This is a genomic window from Bradyrhizobium sp. USDA 4532, assembly GCF_024171315.1.
In the GTDB taxonomy this organism is placed as follows: Bacteria; Pseudomonadota; Alphaproteobacteria; order Rhizobiales; family Xanthobacteraceae; genus Bradyrhizobium; species Bradyrhizobium australafricanum.
Genome location: NZ_JALJZN010000001.1, coordinates 374,216 through 383,466 on the forward strand (window position 1 = coordinate 374,216; position 9,251 = coordinate 383,466).

At 64.8% G+C, this 9,251-nt stretch carries 14 protein-coding genes; 7 read left to right on the plus strand and 7 right to left on the minus strand.

Annotated features, from left to right (window positions below; genetic code table 11):
• Positions 1 to 9: 9 nt before the first annotated feature.
• Together J2R76_RS01685 and J2R76_RS01690 are read right to left on the minus strand one after the other, a co-directional pair.
• Positions 10 to 585, minus strand: coding sequence for a hypothetical protein (locus tag J2R76_RS01685; protein WP_253625983.1), 576 nt, complete (start codon positions 583 to 585; stop codon positions 10 to 12).
• Between the two features lie 242 nt (positions 586 to 827).
• Positions 828 to 2,231: a carotenoid oxygenase family protein gene (locus J2R76_RS01690; protein ID WP_253623705.1), complete on the minus strand. Its 1,404-nt coding sequence runs from the start codon at positions 2,229 to 2,231 to the stop codon at positions 828 to 830.
• Positions 2,232 to 2,343: 112 nt separating this feature from the next.
• On the opposite strand from J2R76_RS01690, the gene J2R76_RS01695 reads away from it, so the two are divergent.
• Positions 2,344 to 3,069, plus strand: a complete 726-nt coding sequence (locus tag J2R76_RS01695; RefSeq protein ID WP_253623706.1) for a TetR/AcrR family transcriptional regulator — start codon at positions 2,344 to 2,346, stop codon at positions 3,067 to 3,069.
• 16 nt (positions 3,070 to 3,085) lie between these two features.
• On the opposite strand, the gene J2R76_RS01700 is transcribed toward J2R76_RS01695, so the two are convergent.
• Entirely contained in the window at positions 3,086 to 3,658 is a 573-nt protein-coding gene (locus tag J2R76_RS01700; protein ID WP_168855094.1) for a hypothetical protein, read from the minus strand.
• Positions 3,659 to 3,852: 194 nt separating this feature from the next.
• Here J2R76_RS01700 and J2R76_RS01705 point away from each other — a divergent pair, with 194 nt between their 5' ends.
• Positions 3,853 to 4,458, plus strand: a complete 606-nt coding sequence (locus J2R76_RS01705; RefSeq protein ID WP_253623707.1) for an SET domain-containing protein — start codon at positions 3,853 to 3,855, stop codon at positions 4,456 to 4,458.
• 84 nt (positions 4,459 to 4,542) lie between these two features.
• On the opposite strand, the gene J2R76_RS01710 is transcribed toward J2R76_RS01705, so the two are convergent.
• Both J2R76_RS01710 and J2R76_RS01715 read right to left on the minus strand, forming a co-directional pair.
• Positions 4,543 to 4,833 carry a DUF6522 family protein gene (locus tag J2R76_RS01710; protein WP_057018349.1) on the minus strand — a complete coding sequence of 97 codons (291 nt, stop codon included), beginning with the start codon at positions 4,831 to 4,833 and terminating at the stop codon, positions 4,543 to 4,545.
• Positions 4,830 to 5,264, minus strand: coding sequence for an Rrf2 family transcriptional regulator (locus J2R76_RS01715; protein WP_092085010.1), 435 nt, complete (start codon positions 5,262 to 5,264; stop codon positions 4,830 to 4,832). The genes J2R76_RS01710 and J2R76_RS01715 overlap by 4 nt, the downstream gene beginning before the upstream one ends.
• An 82-nt stretch (positions 5,265 to 5,346) precedes the next feature.
• Between J2R76_RS01715 and J2R76_RS01720 the strand changes: the two genes are divergently transcribed.
• Positions 5,347 to 5,808 (plus strand): group III truncated hemoglobin, encoded by a 462-nt coding sequence (locus tag J2R76_RS01720; protein ID WP_168854965.1) that lies wholly within the window; start codon positions 5,347 to 5,349, stop codon positions 5,806 to 5,808.
• Positions 5,805 to 5,963 carry a hypothetical protein gene (locus tag J2R76_RS01725; RefSeq protein ID WP_016844794.1) on the plus strand — a complete coding sequence of 53 codons (159 nt, stop codon included), beginning with the start codon at positions 5,805 to 5,807 and terminating at the stop codon, positions 5,961 to 5,963. The genes J2R76_RS01720 and J2R76_RS01725 overlap by 4 nt, the downstream gene beginning before the upstream one ends.
• A 55-nt stretch (positions 5,964 to 6,018) precedes the next feature.
• On the opposite strand, the gene J2R76_RS01730 is transcribed toward J2R76_RS01725, so the two are convergent.
• Both J2R76_RS01730 and J2R76_RS01735 read right to left on the minus strand, forming a co-directional pair.
• Positions 6,019 to 6,417: a hypothetical protein gene (locus J2R76_RS01730; RefSeq protein ID WP_253623708.1), complete on the minus strand. Its 399-nt coding sequence runs from the start codon at positions 6,415 to 6,417 to the stop codon at positions 6,019 to 6,021.
• Positions 6,418 to 6,449: 32 nt separating this feature from the next.
• Complete coding sequence (locus tag J2R76_RS01735; RefSeq protein ID WP_057018353.1) at positions 6,450 to 6,674, minus strand: hypothetical protein; 225 nt, start codon at positions 6,672 to 6,674, stop codon at positions 6,450 to 6,452.
• Positions 6,675 to 6,768: 94 nt separating this feature from the next.
• Between J2R76_RS01735 and J2R76_RS01740 the strand changes: the two genes are divergently transcribed.
• The 3 genes from J2R76_RS01740 (at position 6,769) to J2R76_RS01750 (ending at position 9,046) form a co-directional block, all read left to right on the plus strand.
• A complete protein-coding gene (locus J2R76_RS01740) occupies positions 6,769 to 7,593 on the plus strand; it encodes a helix-turn-helix domain-containing protein (RefSeq protein WP_038385984.1) in 825 nt (274 codons plus the stop codon).
• A 62-nt stretch (positions 7,594 to 7,655) separates the two neighbouring features.
• A complete protein-coding gene (locus J2R76_RS01745) occupies positions 7,656 to 8,321 on the plus strand; it encodes a DsbA family protein (RefSeq protein ID WP_168854962.1) in 666 nt (221 codons plus the stop codon).
• A gap of 86 nt (positions 8,322 to 8,407) precedes the next feature.
• The gene (locus tag J2R76_RS01750) at positions 8,408 to 9,046 is read left to right on the plus strand and encodes an NIPSNAP family protein (protein WP_168854961.1); all 639 of its coding nucleotides are present in this window, start codon (positions 8,408 to 8,410) and stop codon (positions 9,044 to 9,046) included.
• Positions 9,047 to 9,251 lie beyond the last annotated feature (205 nt).

Below are 9,251 nucleotides of genomic sequence, written 5' to 3' on the forward strand. Positions count from 1 at the left end.
TGGCAGCGTCTAGCGTGAGGGCAGCGCGCCGGCCGGCGGCGTCACGTCCTTGGCCGCGCGATAGTGCGGATACCAGTGGGTAAAGCCGACCGCGGCATTGCGCGCGGCGAAGGCGATCAAGAGGCCGGTCCACAGCGGCAGCGCCGGCACGTAAAGCACCGCAATGTTGCCGATCAGCATGAGCAGCATCGCGGCGGTCCAGGCGCCGGTGATCAGGTAGTTGGCATGGAGGAAGCCGGGCAGCTTCGCGGTCTCGGCATCGACCTGCTCCAGCGCATATTGCCGCGTGAAGGGACGGCCGATCATGATCGAGCCGAGCGACACCAGCAGGATGCCGGCATCGACCGCGATCTTCACCGCGGTGTTGCTCAGCGTCGCATCGACGAAGGTGAGGTAGGAGCCGATCGCGGCGAAGATGACGACCGAACCGACGCCGAGGATCTTGATGCTGCGGCCGCGCGCGACATCGAACGCGATGGCAGCGAGGCAGATCAGGGCGGCACTGAGCAGGCTCACCGTGGCCGAGGTCACCAGCATCAGCATGGCGAAGGCGCCGTAGGGAGCGAGGATCAGGAAGATCGTCATGGTCAGCCTCATAGGCTTATCTTTACAGTGTAAAGATACCCTAATGGTGGGCAACGGAGGCGTCAAGCGAAATCTTTACAGTGTCAAAATCGTGAGGTGACGGGAAAATCCAAGGTTTGCCAATGGCATAAAGTGGCGACCGCTCGTTTTCGGTCGGTGGCGACAAAGACGTGGATGCCCGGGACAAGCCCGGGCATGACGCGTGGAGAGGTTGGCGCACTGACGTCCGGGGTGATCGTTGGCTACTCCGCCCCAACCCAATTGCCGTGGAATCCATCGGGCACGCGGTGGCCGAGATGGACCAGCGCGGTCGGGCCCGCTTCGACATCTTGCGCGTTGAACACGGCGAGGTCGCTGCGGTTTTCGCGGGCGCGCCAGACCACCGCGAGCAGCCAGCCGTCGCCTTCCGCGGCGTCAGCGCCGCGCTCGACGAACACAGGCTCGGAGATCGTATCGCCGGCGGGCAGCAGATAGTGGCCGAGCCGCTTGCCGCGGCCGTCGACATGCACGATGCCCGACAGCGCACCGAACATCGGCAGATCGGGGTTGGCGCAGGCGTACCAGCCGTGATTGCTGGCAAATCCGGCGCGGCGATCGTCGACGCGCGGAAATTCGCCGGTGAGGTCGTCGAGATAGGTTTGCGTGAAGCGGTCGGTGTTGCCGGAGAGGTCGAAGGTCCAGCGGCAATAGCGCGCGCGGTTCTTCTGCGGGTCCGTCGGCGAGCCGTCGGGATGATTAAACAGCGGCGCTTCCTCGAACTGCATCACGTCGGCGATGATGCGGTTGCCGTCTTCCCACGCGTTCATCACGTGGAAAACGTAGCAGGTCTCGGCGCGGAACCAGACGATGTCCTTTGACGCGCCGCTGCGCTTCATCACGCCGACATAGGCGCCTTTCTCCGGCTCCCAGGCGTACGGCGCCTGTCCGCGCATCGCGCGCTGCATGCTGCCGGTGATCGGCAGGATCGGAAACAGCACATGATTCTCGGTGACGATGAAGTCGTGCACCATGCTGGCATAAGGCGCCTCGAAGCGTTCGAACCGCGTCACCACGCCGGACGAGCTCACCGCACCGAACGACAGCGCCGGCGTCAGCGGGCCCGCGGCGTTGTAGCCGAAGAACACCATCTCGCCGGTCGCCGGATCGATCTTGGGATGCGCGGTGAACGGGCCTGTGATCGCGCCCTTGTAGTCGCAATAGCCGAGGCGATTGAGCGTGCCGGGCTCGATCTCGGTCGGCAGATGGCCTTCCTCCAGCGCGAGCAGGCGGCCGCCATGGAAGATGATGTTGGTGTTGGCGACGCCGCCGTCGGTCGTTGTGGTGGCCGGCGCATCCGGCATCTTGCGGCCGAAGCCGCCGAACAGCGCGCGACCGGCGTCGTGCTCGGCCTGCCATTTCGGCGTGCGGACCCAGCGGTTGCGGTAGCTGGCGCGGCCGTTCTCGAGATGGAAGGCGTGCAGCATGCCGTCGCCGACGAACCAGTGCGCACCCGGCGCCTCGAACTGCGGATTGGGGCCGTTGCGATAGAGCGTGCCGTTCAGCTCGCGCGGCAATTCGCCCGAGATCTTCAGGAACGGTGCGTCGGCTTCGAATGGGATCGGCGCCAGATTGGTGCGCGCCGCGTTGGATGTGACCTGGTCGAGCATTCCGCATCTCCCTGTATTATGATCTTTACATCGTAAAGATATCAGTAGGGATGACGCCGCCGATCGTCAAGCAAAATCTTTACAGTGTAAAAATTGCGACCTATAAGGCCGCATGGCAAGAATCTCCGAAGAAAACAAGGCGACTCGCCCGGCACGGGCTCCGACCCGCCGGGTTGCACGGACTGCGGCAGCTCGTCCGGCCCGACGGCGCCGCGCCAATGACACGCCGTATCACCATGGCGATCTGCATGAGGCGCTATTGAAGGCCGCCGAGCGCGTGCTCGAGCGTGATGGATTGGCGGGGCTGACATTGCGTGCGGTGGCGCGCGAGGCCGGCGTGTCGCACGCCGCGCCGACGCATCATTTCGGCGATCTAACCGGTTTGCTCAGCGAACTCGCGGCGATCGGTTTCCGGCAATTCGGCCTGGCAATGGCGGCTGCGGACGCTTCGGCGGCCACGACGCCCGAGAAGGGCGTGGCGAGCGCCAAGGCTTATGTTGCCTATGCCCAGGCACATCCCGGCATGTACGGGCTGATGTTCCGCAGCGAGCGGCTTGATCACTCGCGCCCGTCGCTGCACGAGGCGTCCGAGGCTTCGTTCGCAGGGCTGACCCGCGGCGTCGGCGCTAGCCGGCACGAGCAGATTTCCAAGGAGCAGCTTACGCTGGATCAGGCCGCCGCGATCGCGTCGGCCTGGTCGCTGGTGCATGGTTTCACCATGCTGCTGCTCGACGGACGCCTCAAGACGATTCTGGATCGGTCGCCCGAGGGCACATCCGCGGAAACGCTATTGACCGCGATGCTGCGATTGTCCGCGGGCCGCTCGGCGCGGCAATAACCAGTGCTGCCCTGGGCTAGCGCCTCACAAGCGACGTGGTCCGGCCGCTCTGTCCGATCGTCTTCACCGTATCCGTGCCGCATTTGAAATCGCGGGCGAAATCATCGGCAGCCTGCCGCGCCAGCTCGTTGGCGTTGGGATTGGCCGCGACGTCGACATAGGCGACATGACAGACATCGCCCGGCGGCAGCCGGGTCACGGCGAGCATTGCCCGCGAGACAGGACCGCCGCGCTTGTCCTGTTCGCTGTTGTCGGCGATCTGCCAGCGCTGGATGATCGCAAACGGTTTGCCGCCGGCTGCACGCCATTCGACCCTGTCGCCGGTCGAACTGAACGGGCCGAACCAGGCCCGCGCGGCCGGTTCCCTGGCGGCTGCCTCGCGGTTTCGGCCGACCGAGACCACTTCGCGCAGGTCGCCCTCGTTGATCAGCACCACAAGCCCGGATTTTCCTGGACAGACCCTGGTGGTGCTGCCGTCCTCTTCGCTGGGCTTGCCGATCATGCGGCAGGCCTTCGGCGCGGTCGATGAGTAGCTGCTGCTGATCGCCACAGAGCCGGCATGGCCGGGACTTGCGCCGGCAGCCGTCATAAAGACTGTTGCAAAAGCAAGGTATTTCATCGGGGGAAACCTGCGATCCGGACGTTACTTTGTCTCTGACATATGCAATCTGGGGAAGGTTCAATAGACATGCGGGAAACACCTGACAGGCGCGCGGAATCGTCCTAGAAGGGCGGCTTCGCAACTTCTGTCGCGTGCACCTGCGTGCCGTAACCTCGATCGTCATGCCCACGATATCATCCAACAAGCCCTATCGCGTCGGCCGTTCCCGTACCGGTCTTGGTCTTTTCGCCACCAAGCCGATCAAGAAAGGCACCAAGATCATCCGTTATTTCGGGCCGTTGCTCGACTCGAAGAAGAAGGATGAGGACGCGATCGAGAACAAATATCTGTTCGAGCTCACCAACCGCTGGACCATCGACGGCTCGATCCGCGAAAACGTCGCGCGCTATATCAACCACGCTTGCAGGCCGAACGCGGAATCCGACGTCAAGCCGCGCAAGCGCAAGGTGTTCATCCGCGCCATCAAGGACATCGAGCCGGGCGACGAAATCAATTACGACTACGGAACCGACTATTTCAAAGCCTATCTGAAGCCGATCGGCTGCAAGTGCGATGCCTGCGAGAAGAAGCGCAAGAAGAAGCGCGCGGAGGCGAGGGCGGAGCGGGTGCGGCTGAAGGAAAGGGCCGAGCGGAAGGCACAGCGCAAGGCCGAGAAGCTGGCCGAGGAGCGGGCCAGGCAGAGGCGGGCGAAGAAGGCAGCCAAAGCAAACGGCAAGCTCGCCAACGGCACGGCGCTGAACGGCAGTTCCTCAATGGCCATAGCCTGATCAACACGGCGGGCAAGAAGGCCGCCTCGTCGAAGCGCGGCACCGCTCGGGCGCTGAACGCCTGATATCCGGGACGAGGTCTCTCTAGCCGCTCGGCCGGTGCGCCGCGCGTGGCAACGGGGAATTGCCGAAATCCAGCGTCGAGCGTTGGATGATCGTGCCGTGCTCGTCGATGACGAGACGGAAACGCTTGCTCCCCGAGAAGAATGTGAGGCGATGCCGCCCCTGATCGGCGTCAAGCCCGCGCTCCGAGCGCGTCGTGATTGCGCCCGAGCGCATCCCGGCCTGCAGCAGCGGAACCGCGATGCCGAGGCCTTCGGCGACGATATTGGCGTCGACCTCGAACGCGCCGTCCGAGAATGTGATCGTCGTCATGATGCCCTCGCGGGATGGCGGCCGGGACGCGGCAGGTACGCGCATTCGGCGAGCGTCGTTCCGTCGAGCTCGCGCATGAAGGCCTCGCGTGCCGCCGCAAGCTTCGCCTTCAGCCGGCAGCGCGGCAGCAGCAGACAATCTCCGCCATCATCCCTGAAACATTCGACCAGCGCGCTGTCGCCTTCCAGCGCACGGACAACCTGGCCGAGGGTGATGGTCTCCGCCGGCCGTGCCAGCGAAAACCCGCCACCGGCGCCGCGCTGGGTGGCAATGAAGCCGGCGTCGGCAAGGTCGCGCACCACCTTGGCAAGGTGATTGCGGGAAATGTCGAACTCGGCCGCGATCTCGCTGGTCGCAAACGACCGGTCCGGCTCGCCGGCCAGCCGCATCAGGGCGCGGAGCGCAAAATCCGTGAACGATGTCAGGCGCATGGAAGCCCTTCGAAATCAGCACTTGGCGGATCAGCTATAGCAGGCTAAATAGGCATTTGAAATACCTATTTGGATGTAAGCCATGACAGGAGCAGAGCGCCGCGAGCAGATCACCGCCGGGATTGTCGCGCGGACCGGGATCACCGAGGCCATGATCGAGCAGCTGGTGCACGCCTTCTACGCCAAGGTCCGCAAGGACCCGATGATCGGACCGGTGTTCGAGACCAGGATCAGCAATTGGGAGCCGCATCTGGCGCAGATGTGCGCGTTCTGGTCTTCGGTTGCGCTGATGACCGGGCGCTATCACGGCACGCCGATGGTCAAGCATATGCCGCTGCCGATCGACGCCGCGCATTTCGACCGCTGGCTCGAACTGTTCGAGGCGACCGCGGCCGAGCTGTGCCCGCCTGACGCAGCGGCGCATTTCATCGATCGCGCGCGGCGCATCGCCTCGAGCCTCGAGATGGGCGTCGCCGGCGGACAGGGCGTGATGCTGGCGGTCGGCGAGCGTTACAGGCGAAGCGAAGCAGGAGCAGTGCAATGAGGAACAGGGCGAAGGCGATTGCGCGCGCCATCGACGGCGCGTGGTTTCATCAGGATCAGGCCGATCCGTTTTCCGGCAGCAGCCTGGTGCCGATGCTGATCATCGGCCTGGCGCTGACCTTTGCCGGTATGATCGTCGCGGTCGTGCTGAGCTGACGGAAACGGCCGCCGCGTTTGCCGCGACGGCCGCTCGTCACATCCGGCATTCGAATTACGCCGCGACCGCCTCGCCGCTGCGGCGCAGCCCGACATATTGCAGCTCGGCGAACACGCCGGTGGCGATCGCCTGGGCGAGGATCACGAGGGTCCCGAAGAGGTTCGGCGACACCGCGCCCGACAGCAGCAGCGCGATGCTGGCGAGCGTCCAGGCCGCGTTGCCGACGACCACCAGCATCACCAGCGGCTTCGGCACCGAAGTGCGCGTGCCGAGCCAGCCGACCAGCGCGGTATAAGCGATCAGGAACAGCCCGGTCTCGCGCAGCAGCGCTTCCGGCAGACCGAGCAGTGATGCCAGCGCGCCGGCGTCGAGCACCATGGCTATGGCGGATACGCCGCTGAAGACGGCGTCGGCGAGCAAGGCGCGGCGCAGCAGCTGGGACGAATGGATCATGGCAGTGTCTCCTCTGGTTGGGATGGGGGTGGTCAGCGGAACAGCGACTGCAGCTGACGCCACAGCCGGAGCGGACACAGCGCCTTGCCGACCCTCATCTCGGCCGCATAGACCTGCGCGAACACGAACACGCCGGTCGCGTGCACGAGCGGCTGCGGCATGTTGAGCGAGCGCGCCAGCAGCCAGGTGGCCAGATGGACCAGCCACGGCAGCAGGACGGCGAGGGCGCGGACAAGGGACAGCATCAGCATGGTCATCTCCTGTGCCGTGGAAGATGAGCCGGCCGGCGCGCCAATTCGATTACCTCAGGCGTAATGGAACGGGCGAATTCCGCATGGTAGGTTTTGCACCATGAACGCACATGCATCCATGGCGCGGGCCGAGCCCGCAAAACCCGTCCCGATCGGCGAGCACCTGCGCGAGTGGCGGCAGCGCCGTCATCTCAGCCAGCTCGACCTTGCCGTCGATGCTGAGATCTCGGCGCGGCATTTGAGCTTCGTCGAGACCGGCCGCTCGGCGCCCTCGCGCGACATGGTCCTCAAACTGGCGGAGCGCCTCGACGTGCCCCTACGCGAACGCAACGTGCTGCTGGTCGCCGCGGGTTTCGCGCCCGCATTCCCGCAACGCTCGCTGGATGATCCGGCGCTGAAATCGGCGCGCGAGGCCATCAACCTGGTGCTGAAGGCGCACGAGCCCAATCCGGCGCTGGCCTATGACCGGCACTGGAATCTGGTCTCCGCCAATCGCATGGTGGCGCCGCTGCTCGAGGGCGTGCCGCAGCGGCTGCTCGGCCAGCCCTTCAACATCCTGCGGCTTGCCTTCCATCCCGAGGGCCTCGCCCCGCGCACCGTGAACCTCGCGGAATGGGCCGCGCATCTTCTGGAGCGGCTGCATCGGCAATGCGAGGCAACGGCCGATCCGGAGCTGCTCAAGCTCTATCAGGACCTCAAGTCCTATCCGATCCCGGCGCGGTCGGCCCCGATCACCACCGACAACAACGTCGCGCTCCCCTTCAAGCTCCGCCTCAATGGCGAGATCCTGAGCTTCATCTCGACCACCATGGTGTTCGGCACGCCGGTCGACATCACGCTGCAGGAACTGGCGCTGGAGACCTTCTTCCCGGCCGATGAGCTGACCGCCGAGCGGATGCGGCAGATGGCAGCCAGTATGAAATAGCGGCTTGTCTCGGAGCGCTTTCGGCCTACCTTTGGGGTTCCATTTCTGCCGGGAACCCCGCCATGAGCGATCTGAAGCCACTTCGCCTCGACATCGTCTCCGACGTCGTTTGCCCCTGGTGCTATATCGGCAAGCATCGCATCGAGGATGCGCTCAAGCTGGTGCCCGATGTACCGGTCGAGGTGCATTGGCGGCCGTTCTTCCTCAACAACTGGGTGCCGCGCGAAGGCATCAGCCGCGAGGAATATCTCACCGCCAAGTTCGGCTCGGTCGAGGCCTACAAGGGCATTGCCGGCCGCGTGGTCGCCGCCGCCAATGAGGAGGGGCTCACCTACCATCCCGAGCTCGTCAAGCGGCAGCCCAACACGATCGACTGCCATCGCCTGATCCACTGGGCCGAGGCCAGGGGCAAGGCGGCCGAGATGAAGCAGCGGCTGATGGAGCTGTATTTCCGCGACGGCGGCGATCTCACCGACAGCAACGTGCTGGTGCAGGCGGCAAGCGATGTCGGGCTCGATGTCGACGACGTGCGCAAGCGTCTTGCCACCGACGAGGATGTCGCCCTGGTCTCGGCGCAGGCCCAGGAGGCCGCCGAGAAGGGTATTTCCGGCGTGCCGACCTTCGTGTTCGCGCAGAAATACGCGGTGTCCGGCGCCCAGCCGGCCGAGCAGCTCGCCCGCGCCATCCGCCAGGTCTCGGCCGAGATCAACACAGAGGCTGCGGAGTAGTCCGCAATCCCTATCGAAAGCCCGGCTCATGCCGGGCTTTTTCGTTTGCCCACATCATCCATCGGAAACAATCAGGGGAGACCACCATGATCTATGAGCTGCGCACCTATACGGTCCGTCCAGGCGCCGTCGGCGAGATGGTGAAGGCGGCGAGCACGATCTCGCGCGATATCCGCGCCGACAATTTCGGCAAGCTGGAAGGCTACTGGATCACGGAGATCGGTCCGCTCAATCAGGTCATGCACATGTGGAGCTACGCCGATCTCAACGAGCGGACGCGGCTGCGCGCCGAGCTCGCCAAGAACCCGCGCTGGACCGGCGAGTATATTCCGGTGATCCGTCCGCTGCTGGTGCGGCAGGAGGTGCGGCTGCTCAATGCAATCATCCCGCCGGTGGCGCCGGCGACATCAGGCAACATCTACGAATTCCGCAACTATCGTGCCAAGCCGGTCGGCGGCGCCAAGCAATGGCTCGATCTGATCACCGGCGTGATGCCGGAGCGCGAGAAATACTCCAAGATCGTCGGCCTCTGGACCACCGAGGCCGGGCAGCCCAACGAAGTCTGCCACATCTGGGCCTATCCCGATCTCAACGCCCGCGCCGCCGCACGCGGCAACGCGATGAAGGATCCGGCCTGGCTGGAATTTTTGAGCAAGGGCACGCAGGTGCTCGAGGAGATGCACTCGACCATCATGCTGCCGGCACCGCACTCGCCGTTGCAGTAAGGGGAGGCGCTGGTCGCGCCGCGTTTCCCAATGATGCGCGGAGCGCGAGACAGAGAGGCCGCCGGTTGAGGCGGCCTTTTCGTTTGCCGTCAGGATGTCGCGAGCGCCGGCAAAAAGCCCCATCCGATGTTTCCATCAGATGAGGCTTTCGAAGCAAGGGCGCGCGCCGTCTGAGAACCAGCGCGCCGCAACGCTAGTCGGGCCA